Source organism: Pseudomonas sp. TE3-3-F2023, assembly GCF_036784815.1.
GTDB lineage: Bacteria > Pseudomonadota > Gammaproteobacteria > Pseudomonadales > Pseudomonadaceae > Aquipseudomonas > Aquipseudomonas pudica.
In genome coordinates this window covers 1,269,201-1,287,476 of the sequence record NZ_CP145113.1, presented here as the reverse complement: position 1 = coordinate 1,287,476, position 18,276 = coordinate 1,269,201, and the positions used below count along the sequence as shown (strand labels likewise).

The 18,276-nt window shown below is 59.1% G+C and carries 14 protein-coding genes and 1 tRNA gene; 9 read left to right on the top strand and 6 right to left on the bottom strand.

Annotated elements, in window-relative coordinates:
- Nucleotides 1-41: 41 nt before the first annotated feature.
- Nucleotides 42-1,148 carry a multifunctional CCA addition/repair protein gene (locus V3314_RS05745; RefSeq protein WP_338460021.1) on the top strand — a complete coding sequence of 369 codons (1,107 nt, stop codon included), beginning with the start codon at nt 42-44 and terminating at the stop codon, nt 1,146-1,148.
- A 163-nt stretch (nt 1,149-1,311) separates the two neighbouring features.
- On the opposite strand, the gene folK is transcribed toward V3314_RS05745, so the two are convergent.
- Both folK and folB read right to left on the bottom strand, forming a co-directional pair.
- Nucleotides 1,312-1,821, bottom strand: coding sequence for a 2-amino-4-hydroxy-6-hydroxymethyldihydropteridine diphosphokinase (folK, locus tag V3314_RS05740; protein WP_108480293.1), 510 nt, complete (start codon nt 1,819-1,821; stop codon nt 1,312-1,314).
- A complete protein-coding gene (gene folB / locus V3314_RS05735; RefSeq protein ID WP_004375185.1) occupies nt 1,812-2,168 on the bottom strand; it encodes a dihydroneopterin aldolase in 357 nt (118 codons plus the stop codon). The genes folK and folB overlap by 10 nt, the downstream gene beginning before the upstream one ends.
- A gap of 74 nt (nt 2,169-2,242) precedes the next feature.
- Between folB and plsY the strand changes: the two genes are divergently transcribed.
- The gene (gene plsY, locus V3314_RS05730) at nt 2,243-2,812 is read left to right on the top strand and encodes a glycerol-3-phosphate 1-O-acyltransferase PlsY (protein WP_013970581.1); all 570 of its coding nucleotides are present in this window, start codon (nt 2,243-2,245) and stop codon (nt 2,810-2,812) included.
- 3 nt (nt 2,813-2,815) lie between these two features.
- On the opposite strand, the gene tsaD is transcribed toward plsY, so the two are convergent.
- Nucleotides 2,816-3,841, bottom strand: a complete 1,026-nt coding sequence (gene tsaD, locus V3314_RS05725) for a tRNA (adenosine(37)-N6)-threonylcarbamoyltransferase complex transferase subunit TsaD (protein ID WP_025337452.1) — start codon at nt 3,839-3,841, stop codon at nt 2,816-2,818.
- Nucleotides 3,842-4,045: 204 nt separating this feature from the next.
- On the opposite strand from tsaD, the gene rpsU reads away from it, so the two are divergent.
- The 6 genes from rpsU (at nt 4,046) to V3314_RS05695 (ending at nt 13,803) form a co-directional block, all read left to right on the top strand.
- Entirely contained in the window at nt 4,046-4,261 is a 216-nt protein-coding gene (rpsU, locus tag V3314_RS05720) for a 30S ribosomal protein S21 (RefSeq protein ID WP_003255575.1), read from the top strand.
- 302 nt (nt 4,262-4,563) lie between these two features.
- Nucleotides 4,564-6,546: a DNA primase gene (dnaG, locus tag V3314_RS05715; RefSeq protein WP_046614425.1), complete on the top strand. Its 1,983-nt coding sequence runs from the start codon at nt 4,564-4,566 to the stop codon at nt 6,544-6,546.
- 67 nt (nt 6,547-6,613) lie between these two features.
- Nucleotides 6,614-8,464, top strand: a complete 1,851-nt coding sequence (gene rpoD / locus V3314_RS05710) for an RNA polymerase sigma factor RpoD (protein WP_046614426.1) — start codon at nt 6,614-6,616, stop codon at nt 8,462-8,464.
- Nucleotides 8,465-8,778: 314 nt separating this feature from the next.
- Nucleotides 8,779-12,522 (top strand): EAL domain-containing protein, encoded by a 3,744-nt coding sequence (locus V3314_RS05705; protein WP_153671266.1) that lies wholly within the window; start codon nt 8,779-8,781, stop codon nt 12,520-12,522.
- Nucleotides 12,523-12,538: 16 nt separating this feature from the next.
- Nucleotides 12,539-12,615 (top strand) — tRNA-Ile (locus tag V3314_RS05700).
- A gap of 126 nt (nt 12,616-12,741) precedes the next feature.
- Complete coding sequence (locus V3314_RS05695) at nt 12,742-13,803, top strand: site-specific integrase (RefSeq protein ID WP_338460020.1); 1,062 nt, start codon at nt 12,742-12,744, stop codon at nt 13,801-13,803.
- 260 nt (nt 13,804-14,063) lie between these two features.
- On the opposite strand, the gene V3314_RS05690 is transcribed toward V3314_RS05695, so the two are convergent.
- From V3314_RS05690 to V3314_RS05680, 3 genes are all read right to left on the bottom strand, one after another.
- Complete coding sequence (locus V3314_RS05690) at nt 14,064-14,906, bottom strand: hypothetical protein (RefSeq protein WP_338460019.1); 843 nt, start codon at nt 14,904-14,906, stop codon at nt 14,064-14,066.
- The gene (locus V3314_RS05685) at nt 14,893-15,927 is read right to left on the bottom strand and encodes an AAA family ATPase (RefSeq protein WP_338460018.1); all 1,035 of its coding nucleotides are present in this window, start codon (nt 15,925-15,927) and stop codon (nt 14,893-14,895) included. Before V3314_RS05685 ends, V3314_RS05690 begins: the two co-directional genes overlap by 14 nt.
- A 63-nt stretch (nt 15,928-15,990) precedes the next feature.
- Nucleotides 15,991-17,172, bottom strand: coding sequence for a hypothetical protein (locus V3314_RS05680; protein WP_338460017.1), 1,182 nt, complete (start codon nt 17,170-17,172; stop codon nt 15,991-15,993).
- A 197-nt stretch (nt 17,173-17,369) separates the two neighbouring features.
- Between V3314_RS05680 and V3314_RS05675 the strand changes: the two genes are divergently transcribed.
- Nucleotides 17,370-18,226, top strand: a protein-coding gene (locus V3314_RS05675) for an IS5 family transposase (protein WP_338460016.1) whose coding sequence is annotated in 2 segments (ribosomal slippage) — nt 17,370-17,708 and nt 17,711-18,226 — 855 coding nt in all. Because the reading frame shifts where the segments join, the coding sequence is not laid out codon by codon here.
- Nucleotides 18,227-18,276 lie beyond the last annotated feature (50 nt).

Genomic DNA, 18,276 nt, shown 5'->3' with positions numbered 1-18,276 from the left:
TGCCGACAGGGTATCCTGTCGGCAGTTATGGAGAGCTGCACATGCACATCTACAAAGTTGGCGGCGCCGTGCGCGACCGCCTGCTCGGTCGCCCTGTCAGCGATATCGACTGGCTGGTGGTCGGCGCCACGGTCGAGGAAATGCACGCCAAGGGCTTTCGCCCGGTCGGCGCTGATTTCCCGGTGTTCCTGCACCCGAAAACCGGCGAGGAATATGCCCTTGCCCGCACCGAGCGAAAGAGCGGGCGCGGCTATGGCGGATTTACCTTCCACGCCAGCCCCGATGTGACCCTGGAGGAAGACCTGATCCGCCGTGACCTGACCATCAATGCGATGGCCGAGGACGAGATGGGTACGGTGTACGACCCCTATCATGGCCAGGACGATCTCGATCAGCGCCTTTTGCGCCATGTTTCGCCGGCATTCGCCGAAGATCCATTGCGCGTGCTGCGTGTTGCGCGCTTTGCTGCACGTTACGCGCCGCTGGGTTTTCGGGTTGCCGATGAGACACTGGAACTGATGCGCCAGATCAGTGCTTCTGGCGAACTGCAGGCGCTGACCGCCGAGCGCAGTTGGAAGGAAATCGAGCGGGCGCTGATGGAGGCGCAGCCGCAGGTGTTCTTCCAGGTGCTGCATGCTTGTGGGGCACTGCGGGAGCTGCTGCCAGAGTTTGATGACACCCCCAAGGCCCTGGCGGCGCTGGAACAGGCGGCCATGCACGAACAGACCCTGCAGGTACGCTGGGCCTGCCTGCTGCAGTCGCTGACACCGGCCGCTATCAAAGCCGTCAACCAGCGCCTGAAGGCGCCACGGGAATGCCAGGAGCTGGCGTTGTTGACGGGTGAATGCCTGAAGCTGGGCAACCAGGCGCAGGAGCTGCCTGCCACGGCACTGCTGGAGCTGTTGCAGAAGTTCGATGTGTACCGACGGCCACAACGGTTCGAAGACTTCCTGATCGCTTGCGAGATGACAGCGCTAGGCGAGGGCAAAGCGGGTTATCCACAGGCCGACTACCTGCGAGGGGCTGCGGCGGCGGCGCGGGCGGTGGATGTGAAACCGTTGGTGCTGACAGGGCTGAGCGGCCAGGCCCTGGGAGAGGCGCTCAAAGGTGAGCGGCTGAAAGCGCTCGAGGCTTACAAGCTCGGTTGAAGATACCCGCCCCTTCGCGGCTGAAACCACTCCCACAGGGACTGCGTGAGCCTGAGCGGACATGCCCGCGAAGAATTCAACTTTTCCTGCATGGATCGCATGATGCCCAATGTTGTGCCCCCCCTGTGGGAGCGGCTTTAGCCGCGAAAGGGCCGGTGCAGGCTTACGCGGGAGTCAGCTGCAACCCACGCCACTCAAAGGCAACCGGAGCCAACACCTGCTCGATCCGCGCCTCCTGCCACAACTGCGCCATTGTCTTGCCTACCCCCGGATGCACCAGCTCCGGCGCCAGCAGCGACAGCGGCCAAAGCACAAAGGCGTTCTTCAGGATCTCGGCCCGAGGCAACACCAACCCATCGAACGTGCCGTGCAGGCCGTCATACATCAGCACGTCGATATCCAGCGGCAGGCCCTTGCGGTCCGGGGCATAGCGGCCATTATCGGCCTCGATGAACTTCAGCCGGCGGTCCAGTTCGATCAATGGCAACTCAGTCTGCCCGGTCACCACGAAGTTGATGAACGGCCCACTCTTGATTCCCACCGCCTGGCTTTCGAACGCCGGCGAACAGCGCATGTCGGTCAGGATGCCTGCCAACGCATCGAGCCCGGCGCACAAATGCACCTCGCGGTCGATATTGCTGCCAAGGCCCAGGTAAACCGTGCTCAGAGACATCCGCGCTCGATCTCCACGCCAACACCACCACGGGCCGCCGGCACCGCACCCGGCTTGGTCAGTTTCAACCGCACCCACGGAATGTGGAACTCTTCCATCAACGTCGCCACCAGGCGCTCGGCGAAGGTTTCCACCAACTCGAAACGGGCCTGTTCGGCAAACGCCTGGATGCGCGCCGACACACTGGCATAGTCCAGCGCCAGGTTCAGGTCGTCACCGGCCGCAGCCGGGCGGTTGTCCCAGGCGAAGCTCAGGTCCAGGCGCAAGCACTGGCGAATATCCCGCTCCCAGTCATAGGCACCGATGACGGTATCGACTTCCAGGCCTTCGATGAACACTCTGTCCAAGCACTTCTCTCCACAGCACGACAAGGGCGACTGGCGCCGTTAGAATCAGGGCGTCCTCGCCCGGAATAGTTAGCATGTTTTGGTTACTGGCGTTGCTCGCCTACCTGCTCGGCTCGCTGTCCTTCGCCATCGTTCTAAGCCGCCTCACGGGCAGCCCGGACCCGCGTTCCAGCGGTTCAGGCAATGCCGGCGCCACCAACATGCTACGCCTGGCAGGCCGCAAGCTGGCGATCCTGACCCTGCTTGGCGACCTGTGCAAGGGCCTGTTGCCGGTATTGCTTGCCCGCGGTGCCGGGCTGGACCTGCACGCACAGGCCTGGGTAGGCGTGTGCGCAGTGCTGGGCCACCTGTTCCCGCTGTACTTCCGCTTCCAGGGCGGCAAGGGCGTGGCAACCGCCGCGGGCATGCTCATGGCCTTGTACTTCCCGGCCGCGCTACTGGCCATCGGCGCCTGGCTGCTGACCTTCTACCTCACCCGCACCAGCTCGCTGGCGGCGCTGATCGCCACACCGCTGACCTTGCCATTGCTGGCCTGGCGCGAGCCAGAGGCCCTGCTGCCGATCACCGTGCTGACGGCGATGATCGTATGGCGTCACCGCAGCAACCTGCGCGACCTGTTCGCCGGCCGCGAACGGCACTTCTAACGCTTAAACCGGCGGCAACTGCTCCATCGGCCAGCGTGCCTGCACGCTGATCGCCAGGTCCTGCTTTTGCCCGGCCAACAACCGCTGGCAGCCGGCATAGGCGATCATCGCGCCGTTGTCGGTACAGAACTGCGGGCGCGCGTAGTACACGTTGCCCTTGATGCTGCCGAGCATGTCTTCGAGGGACGCACGCAGGGCCTTGTTGGCGCTGACGCCACCGGCAATGACCAGGCGCTTGAGGCCAGTCTGCTTCAACGCCCGCTTGCACTTGATGGTCAGAGTCTCCACCACCGCCTGCTGGAATGCCAGGGACAGGTCGCAACGGGTTTGCTCACTGTCGTCGCCGGCATCGCGGCACTGCTGCCAGGTGTTCAGGGCAAAGGTTTTCAGGCCGCTGAAGCTGAACTCCAGCCCCGGGCGATCGGTCATCGGTCGCGGGAACACGAAGCGGCCAGGCACGCCGCGCTCGGCCAGGCGGGCGATTTCCGGGCCACCGGGGTAGTTCAGGCCGATCAGCTTGGCGGTCTTGTCGAACGCTTCGCCGGCGGCGTCGTCCAGGCTCTCGCCCAGCAGTTCGTACTGGCCGATGCCATCAACCCGCACCAGCTGGGTGTGACCGCCGGAAACCAACAAAGCGACGAACGGAAACTCCGGTGGGTTTTCTTCCAGCATGGGGGCCAGCAGGTGGCCTTCCATGTGGTGTACGCCAATTGCCGGGATGTCCCAGGCAAAGGCCAGCGCCTGGGCGCAGGAGGCCCCCACCAGCAGGGCCCCTACCAAGCCTGGGCCCGCGGTATAGGCGATGGCATCGATCTCGGTAGCCACGCAACCGGCCTCGTCAAGCACCTGGCGGATGAGTGGCAGCATGCGCTTGACGTGGTCACGCGAGGCAAGCTCTGGCACCACGCCGCCGAACACGCGGTGCAGGTCGATCTGGCTGAACAGCGCGTCGGCCAACAAACCGCGTTCGCTGTCGTATAATGCGACGCCAGTTTCGTCGCAGGATGTTTCCAATCCCAGTACTAGCATGGGTTCGTCCCTTGTGGGGGCTGAATTCGAAGCCGCGCATGATAGTCCCCGTGTCGGATGCCGACCAGCGGTTTTCGATCAGAGGCTTTGCATTCCGGCTTGCTAAGGGTTAACATCCGCAACCCTTGAAAACCGACGTTCTCCAGCACACCTTTGTTTTGCCAGGAGCACGTCTACCCCGGTAATGAATTAAGGTAGCCCTGGATGCCAGCCGTCAAAGTTAAAGAGAACGAACCCTTCGACGTAGCTCTGCGTCGTTTCAAGCGCTCCTGCGAAAAAGCCGGTGTACTGGCTGAAGTTCGTAGCCGCGAGTTTTACGAGAAGCCGACCGCCGAGCGTAAGCGTAAAGCAGCTGCTGCTGTTAAGCGTCACGCCAAGAAAGTTCAGCGCGAACAGCGCCGCGCCGTTCGTCTGTACTAATACAGACGTTCTACGCAAAGCTTCTGCCTGCCCGGCTAACCGCCGGGCGATGGCAGTGGTCGATTCAAACTTGAGCAGCTAGCTCAAGGCCCTGCACAAGCTTCATGCGAACTGCACATGGGCAACCTGCCTGAAACGTCAGAGCTGGTCCCCCTTGCTGTATGACCAGACGTGCACGTCCGACTGACGGGCCCTCAGGGGCTGGCGACGAGCACACATTCCCTCGCACTTTCCCAAGCGGCACTCGCCCCATTCGGCGCGTGAGCGATTAGACTTGCCAGCTGCCAGATGACGAGACTGCCATGGCCGGGCTGATTCCCCAGAGTTTCATTGACGACCTTATCAACCGCCTCGACATTGTCGACGTGGTGAGTTCGCGCGTCCAGCTGAAAAAAACCGGCAAGAACTATTCCGCCTGCTGCCCGTTCCACAAGGAGAAGACCCCTTCCTTCACGGTCAGCCCCGACAAGCAGTTCTACTACTGCTTCGGCTGCGGTGCCGGCGGCAACGCCCTGGGCTTCGTCATGGACCACGACAACCTGGACTTCCCCCAGGCCGTCGAGGAGCTGGCCCGCGCCGCCGGCATGGAAGTGCCCCGCGAGCAAGGCCGCCGCGACCACAAGCCACGCCAGCCAACCGACTCGCCGCTGTACCCGCTGCTGGAAGCGGCCTCCGAGTTCTATCGCCAAGCCCTGCGCAGCCACCCGACCCGCAAGGCGGCGGTGGACTACCTCAAGGGCCGTGGCCTGTCCGGGGAAATCGCCCGTGACTTTGGCCTGGGCTTCGCCCCGCCAGGCTGGGACAACCTGCTCAAACACCTGGGTGCCGATACCCTGCAGCAGAAGGTGATGATCGATGCCGGCCTGCTGATCGAGAACGCCGAAAGCGGCAAGCGCTACGACCGCTTCCGCGACCGGGTGATGTTCCCGATCCGCGACAGCCGCGGGCGCATCATCGCCTTCGGTGGCCGGGTGCTCGGCGACGACAAGCCCAAGTACTTGAACTCCCCGGAAACGCCGGTGTTCCACAAGGGCCAGGAACTGTACGGTCTGTACGAGGCACGCAAGCACAACCGCAACCTTGACGAAATCATCGTCGTCGAGGGCTACATGGACGTCATTGCCCTGGCCCAGCAGGGCCTGCGCAACGCCGTGGCCACGCTCGGCACCGCCACCAGCGAAGAACACCTCAAGCGCCTGTTCCGCGTGGTACCCAGCGTGCTGTTCTGCTTCGATGGCGACCAGGCCGGGCGCAAGGCCGCCTGGCGCGCCCTGGAATCAACCCTGTCGAACCTGCAGGACGGCCGCCGCGCGCGCTTCCTGTTCCTGCCCGAAGGCGAAGACCCGGACAGCCTGGTACGCGCCGAAGGCACCGATGCATTCATGGCCCGCATCAACCAGCACGCCCAGCCGCTGGCCGATTACTTCTTCGAGCAGCTAGGCGTCGAAGCCGACCCACGCTCGCTGGAAGGCAAGGCGCACATGGCGACCCTGGCCGCACCACTGATCGAAAAGATTCCCGGCGCCAACCTGCGCCAACTGATGCGCAACCGCTTGAAGGAAATCACCGGCCTCGACCCGCAGCAGGTCGAGCAACTGGCGCAACACGCCCCGGCCGCCAGCAGCGTGCCGGGCTACGACCCTGGCTACGATTACGACGCCATGGCCAGCTACACCCCCGACTACGGCGACATGCCGCAGCACGACTTCGCCCCCGTTCATCAGGAACAGGAGTGGAAGCCGAACAAGGCCACTGGCAAGAAGCAGTGGAGCGACAAACCCTGGGACAAGAACCGCAAGGGTGGCAAGCCATGGCAGCAACGTGACGAAGCGCCACCACGGGTACCGGCCCCGGTCGAGCCACCCACCCTGGCCGCCCTGCGCACGCTGCTGCACCACCCGCTGCTGGCCGGCAAGGTGGAAGATGCCAGCCACTTCGCCGACGAAGAACACCTGTACAGCCAGCTGCTGGTGGCACTGATCGAAGCCGCGCAGAAAAATCCTGGGCTAAGCTCAATGCAGTTGATCGCACGTTGGCACGGCACCGAACAAGGGCGCCTGCTGCGGGCCTTGGCGGAAAAGGAATGGCTGATCGTGGCCGACAACCTTGAACAACAGTTTTTCGACACTATAACTAGCTTGTCCGCCCGCCAACGCGAGCGCAGCCTGGAACAACTGCTCAGGAAATCACGTCAAAGCGAATTGACCAGCGAGGAAAAAACCCAGCTCCTCGCCCTGCTGAGCCGGAATGTTCCCGCACAAACGCCGACCTCATCTGGCGCGTGAGGCCCATGCTCGGGTATAATCCTCGGCTTGTTTTTTGCCCGCCAAGACCTTCAGTGGATAGGGTGTTATGTCCGGAAAAGCGCAACAGCAGTCTCGTATCAAAGAGTTGATCACCCGCGGTCGTGAGCAGGGCTACCTGACTTACGCGGAGGTCAACGACCACCTGCCTGAGGATATTTCAGATCCGGAACAGGTGGAAGACATCATCCGCATGATCAACGACATGGGGATCAACGTATTCGAGAGTGCTCCGGATGCGGATGCCCTTCTGTTGGCGGAAGCCGACACCGACGAAGCCGCGGCCGAAGAAGCCGCTGCTGCGTTGGCGGCAGTTGAAACCGATATCGGCCGCACGACCGACCCGGTGCGCATGTACATGCGCGAAATGGGTACCGTCGAGCTGCTGACCCGCGAAGGCGAGATCGAAATCGCCAAGCGTATCGAGGAAGGCATCCGTGAAGTCATGGGCGCCATCGCTCACTTCCCGGGCACTGTCGACTACATTCTCGGCGAATATGACCGCGTCACCAGCGAAGGTGGCCGTCTGTCGGACGTTCTCAGCGGTTACATCGACCCTGACGACAATATCGCCGCGCCGACCGAAGAAGTGCCGATCCCGGGCACCAAGGCCGCCGCCGCGAAGGAAGAGTCCGACGACGACGAGGAAGAATCCGAAAGTGGTGACGACGAGGAAGAGGCCGAGAGCGGCCCGGACCCGGAAGTCGCTCGCCAGCGTTTCGGTGCGGTCAACGACCAGCTCCAGGCCACCAACAAGGTCCTGAAGAAGAACGGTCGCGCCCACAAGGAAAGCATCGAAGCCCTGCAGGCTCTGGCCGACCTGTTCATGCCGATCAAGCTGGTACCGAAGCAGTTCGAGGTACTGGTAGAGCGTGTTCGTGACGCCTTGAACCGCCTGCGCCAGCAGGAACGCGCCATCATGCAGCTGTGCGTGCGTGACGCCCGCATGCCGCGTGCCGACTTCCTGCGCATGTTCCCGAGCAACGAAACCGACCAGACCTGGAGCGGTGACCTGGCCAAGCGCAATACCAAGTGGGCTGCCGCCCTGGGTGAAAAGGACGCTGCCATCGTCGCTTGCCAGCAGAAGCTGATCGACCTTGAGACCGAAACCGGCCTGACCGTTGCCGAGATCAAGGAAATCAACCGTCGCATGTCGATCGGTGAAGCCAAGGCCCGCCGCGCCAAGAAAGAAATGGTCGAGGCGAACCTGCGTCTGGTTATCTCCATCGCCAAGAAGTACACCAACCGTGGCCTGCAGTTCCTCGACCTGATCCAGGAAGGCAACATCGGCTTGATGAAAGCGGTGGACAAGTTCGAATACCGTCGCGGCTACAAGTTCTCGACCTACGCCACATGGTGGATCCGCCAGGCGATCACCCGTTCGATCGCCGACCAGGCGCGCACCATCCGTATTCCGGTGCACATGATCGAGACGATCAACAAGCTCAACCGTATTTCCCGCCAGATGCTGCAGGAAATGGGTCGCGAACCGACCCCGGAAGAGCTGGGCGAGCGCATGGAAATGCCTGAGGACAAGATCCGCAAGGTACTGAAGATCGCCAAAGAGCCGATCTCCATGGAAACCCCGATCGGTGACGACGAAGATTCGCACCTGGGCGACTTCATCGAGGACTCGACCATGCAGTCCCCGATCGACGTGGCCACGGTCGAAAGCCTCAAGGAAGCCACCCGTGACGTGCTATCGGGCCTGACCGCACGCGAAGCCAAGGTGCTGCGCATGCGATTCGGTATCGACATGAACACCGACCACACCCTCGAAGAGGTGGGCAAGCAGTTCGACGTGACCCGTGAGCGGATCCGTCAGATCGAAGCGAAGGCGTTGCGCAAACTGCGCCACCCGACTCGCAGCGAGCATCTGCGCTCATTCCTCGACGAGTGATGACAAAACCCCGGCCCAGGCCGGGGTTTTTCTTTTCCGCCTGTTGCGCAAAATCTGAATTCTGGCGAGATCTCGGCAGGAGCAGCCTTGTGCTGCGAAGAGTCCATTGCAACAGAAGATGATTCTTTAGCCTAACTGGCGACTTCGCAGCACAAGGCTGCTCCTACAGGGGCCGCGCTTGCCATGAACGCGATGCAGGCCGCACCACACCCGCAAGGCCCTGTTGTCTCTGACAAAAGACCCTGTCCTTCACCGCACACCGGCAGCAATGCCCGTCTACACTCGACTTCAGACCCCCTGAATGCGAGGCCGCTATGCACCCGATGCCGGCCATCCTGTTGCTGCTCCTGATTTTATGGAACACAACGGCCGGCGCCCTGACCCTGACAAACGAGGAGAAAGCCTGGTTGGCTGCCCACCCGCAGCTGAGCCTGGGTGTAGACGCCTCTTGGCCACCGTTCGAGTTTCGCGACCAGGAGGGCCGGTACCAGGGCTTGGCCGCCGATTACATCGCCACCATCCAGCAACGCCTGGGTGTGACGCTCAAACCGGTCGAACCCAGCAGCTGGACCGAGGTACTGACGCAGGCACGCGAAAGCCGCATCGACCTGCTGCCCGGCATCATGTCCACCCCCGAGCGCCAAGCCTACCTGGCCTTCACCCGGCCATACCTCGACTTCCCCATCGTCATCCTCGCCCACAAAGGCGGCGCACAACCGCGCAATCTGAACGACCTTTACGGCCTGAAGGTTGCCGTGGTCGAAAACTACGCCCCGCACGAACTGCTGCGCACCCACCATCCAGACCTCAACCTGGTGGCCCTGCCCAACGTCAGTTCCACTCTGCAGGCGCTGGCCACTGACGAAGTGGACGCCGTGGTCGGTGACCTCGCGTCAAGCATCTGGAGCCTGCGCCAGCTCAAGCTCGACGGCCTGTACGTCAGCGGCGAAACACCCTACCGCTACCAACTGGCCATGGCCGCCCCGCGCGACAAGAAGGAACTGGTCGGCATTCTCGACAAAGTGATGGCAGACATGAGCAGCGCCGAAGTCAGCCAGATCCAGCAACGCTGGGTGGGCAATGTGGTCGACCAACGGATGTTCTGGTCAGACCTGCTGGTGTATGGCCTGCCGGCGGTGCTGGTATTGATGGCCGTGCTGGCAGTGGTCATCCGCATCAACCGCCGGCTCAGTTCGGAAATTTCTCGGCGCATAGCCCTGGAACAGGAACTGCGCAGCAGCGAGTACCACTATCGCAGCCTGGTGGAGAGCCTGTCTGCCATCGCCTGGGAGGCCGACGCCAACGACTTCACCTACAGCTACGTCTCGCCCCACGCCGAAGGCCTGCTCGGCTACCCATTGGCCGACTGGCTCAAGCCCGGCTTCTGGCGCAGCATCCTGCACCCGGAGGATGCCCTCTGGGCCCAGGCCTACTGCGACAGCGAAACTGCCGCCGGCCGCGATCACAGCCTCGACTATCGGGTGATCAGGGCCGATGGCCAGCCACTGTGGGTACGCAACATCGTCAGCATGATCGAGCATGGCCATCTGCCTGTGATGCGCGGCCTGATGATCGACATCAGCGAAACCAAGCGCACCGAGGATGCCCTGCGCTTGTCCGAGCAGAAGTTCGCCTCGGTGTTCCAGCAGTGCCCCGACATCCTGCTGATCGCCCGCCACAGCGACGGCTGCCTGCTGGAGGTGAACGAAGCCTTCGAAGAACAGATCGGCCTCACCCCGGGCCAGGTAATTGGCCGCACCGCCACCGAACTGAACCTGTGGGGCCTCGAAGGCACCGGCCCGCGGCTGCTTGAACGCCTGCACCAAGGTGGTATACGCAACCTGGAAATGAGCTTCCGCCGCAGCAACGGCCAACTGTTCACCGGCCTGACCTCGGCCGAAACCTTCGAACTCGACGGCAACCTCGCGCTGGTGGTGGCGGTACGCGATATCAGCCAGCTCAAGGAAACCCAGGAACAGCTGCAAACCTCGGAAGAGAAATTCGCCAAGGCCTTCCATGCCTCGCCCGATGGCCTGCTGCTGTCGCGCCAGAGCGACGGCTTGCTGCTCGAAGTGAACGAAGGCTTCTGCCGCCTGACCGGCTATGACCTCAGCCCGAACATCGACCAGACCTCACTGGACCTGGGCATCTGGGTCGACCTCAACGAGCGCAAGCGCCTGGTCGAACAGCTCAACCGTGACGGCTTCGTACGCGACTTCACTTGCCACCTGCGTCGCAGCGATGGGCAGATTCGCCTCTGCGAGCTTTCTGCACGGCCGCTGCCGATTGCCGGCGACGACTGCATGCTGACCATCGCCCGCGACATCACCGAGCGCCACCTGATGCAGGAAAAACTGCAACTGGCCGCCACCGTGTTCGAGAACACCGCCGAAGGCGTGTTGATCACCGACATCGACCAGCGCATCAGTGCCGTCAACCGCGCCTTCAGCGAAATTACCGGCTACAGCGAGATCGAAGCCCTCGGCCAGACCCCGCGCCTGCTCGCCTCCGGCCAGCACGACAGCGCGTTCTATGCGGCCATGTGGCACCAGCTTACCGATGAAGGCCACTGGCAAGGCGAGATCTACAACAAGCGCAAGAACGGCGAGCTGTACCCCGGCTGGCTGACCATCAGCGCCGTGCGCAACAGAGAACGCGAGATTACCCACTTCGTCGCCGTGTTCGCCGACATCTCCAGCCTCAAGCACGCACAGGCCAAGCTCGACTACCAGGCCCACCACGACCCGCTGACCGGCCTACCCAATCGTGCCCTGTTCGAGAACCGCCTGCAGGCCGCGCTCACCTGCTCGCAGGTATCCAACCGCAAGGGCGCGGTACTGTTCCTCGACCTCGACCGTTTCAAGCATATCAACGACAGCCTCGGCCATCCGGTCGGCGACCTGCTGCTCAAGGGCATCGCCCAACGCCTGAAGGAGCAGGTGCGTGATGTCGACACCGTGGCCCGCCTGGGTGGCGATGAGTTCATCATCCTGCTGCCCGGCTTGCACAAACCCAGTGACGCCAGCGCCATCGCCAACAAGCTGCTGACCTGCTTCAACGCGCCGTTCCAGGCCGGCGAGCACGAGTTCTTCACCAGCGCCAGCATCGGCATCAGCCTTTATCCACAGGACGGCACCGACGTTGCCACACTGATTCGCAACGCCGACGCCGCCATGTACCGCTCCAAGGCCAAGGGCCGCAACCGCGTCGAAGCCTACACCCTCGACCTCACCGCCCAGGCCAGCGAACGCATCGCCCTGGAGCACGAATTGCGCCGCGCCATCGAACGCAACGAACTGAGCCTGTGCTTCCAGCCCAAGCTAAGCCTCAAGACCCAGAGCCTGGTTGGCGCCGAAGCGCTGATCCGCTGGAGCCACCCGACATTTGGTGAAGTGCCGCCAGAGCACTTCATCCACCTGGCGGAAGAGAACGGCACCATCCTCCAGATCGGCGACTGGGTATTGGAGCAGGCCTGCCGACAGATGCAGGCCTGGAAGCTGCACTACGAACCATTCGGCCCCTTGTCGATCAACCTCGCCGGCGCACAGCTGCGCCAACCTCACCTCGCCCGGCGCATCGAACAGTTGCTGAAGCACTACCAGCTCAAGGCCGGCGACCTGCAGCTGGAAATCACCGAAAACTTCATCATGAGCCAGGCAGAGGAAGCCCTGGCCGTGCTGTACAAGCTGAAGAAACTGGGCGTGCAGCTGGCCATCGACGACTTCGGCACCGGTTATTCATCGCTGAGCTACCTCAAGCGCCTGCCGCTGGACATCCTCAAGATCGACAAATCGTTCATCCGCGGCCTGCCCGATGATCCCCACGATGCCGCCATCGCACGCGCGATCATTGCCCTGGGCCGCAGCATGCAGCTGACCATCATTGCCGAGGGTGTGGAGAACCAGGCCCAGCAACGGTTCCTGGCGGCTGAAGGCTGCGAGCAGATCCAAGGCTACATCGTCAGCCTGCCCCTGCCCCCGGACGAGTTCGCAGCGACGTTTCTTCGTATAGCACTATCGGATCTTTCAGATGGCACAGGTGCGAAACCCTCGTTATAATCCGGCCACTTACTGAGGGCCTATAGCTCAGTCGGTTAGAGCAGAGGACTCATAATCCTTTGGTCCACGGTTCGAGTCCGTGTGGGCCCACCAACCTTGAAGCCGCGTATTACGCGGCTTTCGGCTTTTTGGGTTTGTGGCAGCCGGATCAGTCCTATGGTCCGAAGGTACAAATTAGGTACAGTGCGGCTTCGCTTGCACGCCTTTGGAGTCCTTCAGATGGCCACAATCGTCAAAACCCCTGCCGGCACCTGGAAGGCCGTCATCCGCAAGACCGGATGGCCGACCAATGCCAAAACCTTCCGCACCAAACGCGACGCCGAAGATTGGTCGCGACGTACCGAAGATGAAATGGTGCGGGGTGTGTATATCCAGCGCAGCGGGTCCGAGCGACTGACACTCGAAAATGCGCTGCAGCGATATCTGCGCGAAGTCAGCCCTACCAAGAAGCCCACCACGCAAAAGGCCGAGGCGACTAAGGCTCAGCAGCTGATCCAGCACCTGGGAAAATATTCGCTTGCAGCTCTGTCATCCGAGGTGATCGCCAATTATCGCGATACACGCCTGGGCTCGCTGACCAACCGCGGCCAACCCACGAGCAATAACACTGTGCGGCTGGAGCTTGCCCTACTCAGTCATCTGTTCACAGTCGCAATTCAGGAGTGGGGACTTGGCGTCACCTTTAACCCCGTGCTCAACATTCGAAAACCGAGCCCCGGCGAAGGTCGTAACAGGCGCCTGATGGCTGATGAAGAAAAGCGTCTCATGGCCGCTGTGGGAAAGCACAGCAATCCAATGCTGGGCTGGATCGTCCAGATAGCCTTGGCGACAGGTATGCGTGCATCGGAGATCGCAGGCCTGCGGCGATCACAGGTCGACGTCCAAAAACGGATCGTCCGGCTGTCGGATACAAAAAATGACAGTGCCCGCACCGTTCCGTTGACGAAGCTCGCTACCGAGATCTTCCGCGCAGCCTTGGCGAATCCCGTGCGGCCAATTGACTGCGATCTGGTTTTTTTCGGTGAGCCTGGGCGTGATGGAAAGCGTCGCCCCTATGCGTTCACCAAGATCTGGGCCGCCATCAAGAAAAAGGCTGGCGTGCCGGACTTCCGTTTTCACGATCTGAGGCACGAAGCCGTAAGTAGACTGGTTGAGGGCGGCCTTTCAGATCAAGAAGTCTCGGCAATCAGCGGGCATAAATCGATGCAGATGCTCAAGCGTTACACTCATCTGCGGGCTGAAGATTTAGTTCACAAGCTAGACAAACTAGGCTCTGTGTGAAAAGCCTTGATACTCGGTGATGCTGCGTTGAAAACAGCCTCGGAATGCTCATTTACAACCCGTAAACTCCGCTTCCTCGGCTGTTTTCGCCTTGCCTGACCTTCGTCTCAAGACTTTTCACACAGACCCTAGATTGCTGAACGAACCCGGAGATCATCGACAGCCCCAATCTCGTCCCCCGGCCTGAAGGCTTGGTGGTGAAGAGGGAAAGAGTGAGCTTATCAGTAACTTGTGCCGGCATCCGCAGGCTGATGCGCTCTTCAGACGTCTTCCAGAATAGCCTCTGTGGCTTTGTCGAAGGCTTTCTTGAATGCCTCGATGGCGTCTCCGGCGGCGGAGCCAGGCTGGGATTGCTCATCCTGGAGGGTCTGGATATGTTTCTTGAGTTCCGAGTTGGCGCTGACGAAGACTTCGAGTTTTGAGATATGCGTCAGCAGTTTTTCACACAGTTTTATTCCCTGAGGTGTCAGGCCTGTGTATATCGAAATGCAATGTGTATTTGATTGCACTCTGAAGAACTTTATGTGTTCATCATAGCGATGAAGTCTTGGGTGGTACATGTCGGAGAATGCACGGGCGGTGGGGTAGCGAGTTGTTCGCCAGAATCTTTCCCGGTGTGCAGTCCATACGTTGTCAGATTTCTTGCTGTTGCAGTCGACGCAGGAAATGCTCAAGTTGAGAATATTGAAAGTATGTTGAACAAAAATGCTGTGTGGCAAGATGTGCTCGATCGGTTTGGCGTAGGCGTTGTTGAGCAAAGGCCGCCGACAATAGCAGCACTGCTGGTGTTGCTCTGCCTCGATCAGTGTGCGGATGTGGTTTCTGATGGATTTTCCGGTAACGTTTTCGTTCGTCGGTGACGCGTATTCGTAAAACTCACTCCATAGTGTCTTTTTATTGGGCGAAGACGAACCTTTTTTTCGGCGAGGGGGTTTTGTCGTTGAGCTTAAGCCTGACGCTTTACGGGTTTTATATTCAGCCAAGGCTTTGTCTGTCATCGAGGTAATATAGCGCTGCGCCTCTGCCAAGCCTGAGGGATCACCGATGCAGTTTTTTCGGTATTTCGCCAGAAGGTTTCTGATGTCGTTTTTATGCGCTGGCATCGCTGGCCTCGTCACGTACTGCTTTGATGGCAACCATGGCTTTGTTGATGAGGTCGAGGTCGCTTTTATAGCGGCTGTCATGGTTGATGACGGAGGATGCTTTAACCGTAATTTTTAGGTCTTTTAACTGTTTTAAATTATCGTTGTAAAATTTTTTCAATTGTTTGGTCTGACTGTTTTTTCCTTCGATCGTCAGTGCCACGAGTCGGGCGCAGCGCTCGTAAACCTCTTTGTTCAAGGGTGTGTAAGTATCGAAGACAGACACCAGAGCGGTTTCCACCGAACGTCGCTTCGCGGCCTCAATGTATTCGAGGTTTCCGGTTTTAAGTGTATAAGCGTGAGTGTTGTCAAGTGGGGCGTTGGAAATCAGAAGGGGAGAGTGCGTCGCCGTGATGAACGAAACTTTCAAGTGTTGAGAAATTATTTCAAGGAGCAAAGGGAACCTTTGCTGCCAACGCACATGCAGGCTGATCTCCGGTTCGTCCAGAAGGACGATTTTTCCTCGTGTGGAACTGTCAATGCATAATGCCAGTAAGGCTATTATGTTTCGCTCGCCAGAGCTCAGTTCTGAGAAAATGATGTAATTATCGGATGAACTTTTTTTAACCAGATAAAATGCCAGAGACTCTTCATGGAGGTCTCGCAGGCTTTCATCGTTTTCAATGGCGCTCTCGCCAATGGAGATCAAATGTTCGATATTGACGTCGAAAGATTCATCTGAATGAGGTTTTGGGCCTAGATAAAGATTTTGTGTGAAATCCAGCAGCTCTAGGCAACGGTTAAAGGTATCAAGTTTTTTTACGTCACGGCAAAGAGCTGAAATCAGCTTAGGCACAATCTCAGACAGATATTTTGGAGAACGGTTTTTCAGGCAGTAAGACAAGAAGTGCTCGTTGCCTGACATTTTAGGGAAACGGCTCGATTGCGAAAGTGTAATGCCTGTAGAGGGCTGTTTGTTCTCGGTTATTTGTGTTGCCAATTTCCCAAGAAGTGAGCTTTTGCCGGATCCGTTGTTGCCCATGATGTAGAGGCATGTCGGAGTGGCAGAGTTCAAATGCTCGAGCAGCTCTTCAACGTTATAGTCCTACGTGATCGTCTTTCGCTCTGCGAAATTGACGTGTCGTTTGACATTGAAAAGGTGGCGGTTGGGAACAGGTGTCTGGAGAACCTCATTGCAGAGCCCATTGACATTGCGATAGCCATTTTTGAAGTGACTGTTCCATAAACTGGTGGCATTTTCGGAAATATTTTTGACGGGGTGAACGTTAAAGCGCCAGGAAAGATAAACTGCACCCGCCAGCATCGAGCGTTCGATGGCGTCGAGGTGCTGGATGGCCGGATTGTTGGAGAGGTTGATATAGAGGCAGGCACCGTTTCGGGTATTTTGACGATTCAAAACAATGAAGATAAATTTTTTCAAAATGTTGTCATGGTAGCTGTCGAAGGCAATGACGGCCTCCATGCTCCGGTGATAGCGCTGCCATGAACGTTTGAATTCTGCAGAATTAACGCCGTTGGCGCTGCGTGTCAGTATGTAAAGGCTTCCATCCCCAAGGTCACCAGGGATTTGCTCAAGAATCTCTTCCGAGGCCATTTCGTGGATTAATTTATCCTGGACAACGGAGAGGTTTTTCGGGAGGGGCGCGTCAATCAGATAAGCACGATGTTCATTGGGCTTAGGTAGGTTACGGGGGCGGTCAACAAAGCGGATGTTGATCTGGCTGCAGTGCAGTTTAAGCTTGATGAGGTTGTATTGTGCTTTGCTGATCCTTCCCGACATCAGGAATGAATGTTTTATGCCCTGGCTTTTAGTGCCGAGAGATAGGTCGGCGACGTTGGGTACTACGTCGATGACGTCGTATTGAAGGTGGTTCAATACCGTTCCGGCAAACCCTGAGACGACTTTGCAGTGCCTCGGCTCAACCTGTGTAAGCCTTTTGATGCAGCGATCGATTAGATAATTGAGGAACTCAGTTGTTCCTCGTGTGCCCAGGCCTTGAAATGGGCTGTGCAGTGCCTCGAAGAGGTGGGGAAGATGGGCATTGTTGTGAGGGATCTCGGCCTCCTGAGCGTGCTCACCGATACCGGTCATCTCGTCTATGGAAATAGGCCTTGATGCAAGGGCTTCGCCGCGCAATAGCAGGTAGGAAACAACCGCTATGCATGAATAGATCAGCTCATTTTCATCAGCAGCCAGTAATCCAGGGTGCTTTTTGACTTTTTTCAGAATAGAAAGAGCTCTTAATTCGCGTGCGTCGTAAAACATGGTATCTGTCCGAAATCTTATGGAGTCATACCACCAAGATGCCATATTGACATCAGATTTTCCAATCGCTCACCCACAGAGCACTGACATACAAAAGCGCCCTAGGCTCTGTCTGAAATGCCAAGAAACTGAAATGTGGCGCCGGAACGGCCTTGGTTTTGTACAGTTGCCGATCATCTACGGAAAGGAATTCTGTGATGGCAAAGCGTTATGAACTCTCGGATGAAGCGTGGGCAGTCGTCGCCGATCTGTTTACAGCAGCGCACGTCAGGGGCAGGCCCCGCAATAGTGATCGCTTGATGCTCGATGGTGTGCTCTGGGTTCTCTGCTCGGGAGCAGCCTGGCGAGATATGCCTGAGCGCTTCGGGTCTTGGGCTACGGTCTATCACCGCTTCCGAGTCTGGCGAAACCGCGGAACATTCGATCAGATGCTCAGACGATTGCACCTCAAACTCAATGACAAAGGCTTGATCGCCCCCCACACCTGGATGATCGACTCCACTGCTGTTCGAGCAACCCGTGCTTCATCTGGAGCACGGAAAAAAGGGGGCCTTTCGAGCCTGCCGATCACGCTTTAGGCCGCAGTCGCGGCGGCCTGACAACCAAAATACATATGCTATGCGACGCCAACGGGATACCGCTGCGCTTCCTTCTCTCTGGCGGCCAAGCCAGTGACATCAGTTACGCCCAACCCTTGCTTGATAGGGTCAGCATCCCGACAAGCCAGCGTGGCCGTCCACGCAAACGATGCAAATGGTTGCTGGCCGACAAGGGCTACGACGCCGAGGCCTTGCGCCGTTACTGCGACCGCTATCGGATGCAGCCGGTCATACCGCTCCGCTCAATGAAGCGCAAGCCCAAGCCCGGCTTGCCGAGGCTGTTTGATCGCCCCAAATATCGACAGCGCAACATCATCGAGCGCATGTTCGGCTGGCTAAAAGAGAACCGCCGAATCGTCACGCGCTTCGACAAGCTCGCAAAAAGTTATGCCGCAATGGTCTCGCTGGCCTGTGTCATGCGGTGTATGCGACGGTATTTTTCAGACAGAGCATAGGAACTAAATAACCTCCATTTCGTTTTCCTATTGTTTTCTTTCTGTTGCCA

Excerpts from the sequence above, each read along its gene's own strand:
- V3314_RS05690 (WP_338460019.1), bottom strand. The coding sequence starts at position 14,906 with ATGCCAGCGCATAAAAACGACATCAGAAACCTTCTGGCGAAATACCGA.
- V3314_RS05680 (WP_338460017.1), bottom strand. The coding sequence starts at position 17,172 with ATGTTTTACGACGCACGCGAATTAAGAGCTCTTTCTATTCTGAAAAAA.
- V3314_RS05705 (WP_153671266.1), top strand. The coding sequence starts at position 8,779 with ATGCACCCGATGCCGGCCATCCTGTTGCTGCTCCTGATTTTATGGAAC.
- rpoD (WP_046614426.1), top strand. The coding sequence starts at position 6,614 with ATGTCCGGAAAAGCGCAACAGCAGTCTCGTATCAAAGAGTTGATCACC.
- V3314_RS05695 (WP_338460020.1), top strand. The coding sequence starts at position 12,742 with ATGGCCACAATCGTCAAAACCCCTGCCGGCACCTGGAAGGCCGTCATC.
- folK (WP_108480293.1), bottom strand. The coding sequence starts at position 1,821 with ATGTCTCTGAGCACGGTTTACCTGGGCCTTGGCAGCAATATCGACCGC.
- V3314_RS05745 (WP_338460021.1), top strand. The coding sequence starts at position 42 with ATGCACATCTACAAAGTTGGCGGCGCCGTGCGCGACCGCCTGCTCGGT.
- tsaD (WP_025337452.1), bottom strand. The coding sequence starts at position 3,841 with ATGCTAGTACTGGGATTGGAAACATCCTGCGACGAAACTGGCGTCGCA.
- V3314_RS05685 (WP_338460018.1), bottom strand. The coding sequence starts at position 15,927 with ATGGGCAACAACGGATCCGGCAAAAGCTCACTTCTTGGGAAATTGGCA.
- dnaG (WP_046614425.1), top strand. The coding sequence starts at position 4,564 with ATGGCCGGGCTGATTCCCCAGAGTTTCATTGACGACCTTATCAACCGC.
- plsY (WP_013970581.1), top strand. The coding sequence starts at position 2,243 with ATGTTTTGGTTACTGGCGTTGCTCGCCTACCTGCTCGGCTCGCTGTCC.
- rpsU (WP_003255575.1), top strand. The coding sequence starts at position 4,046 with ATGCCAGCCGTCAAAGTTAAAGAGAACGAACCCTTCGACGTAGCTCTG.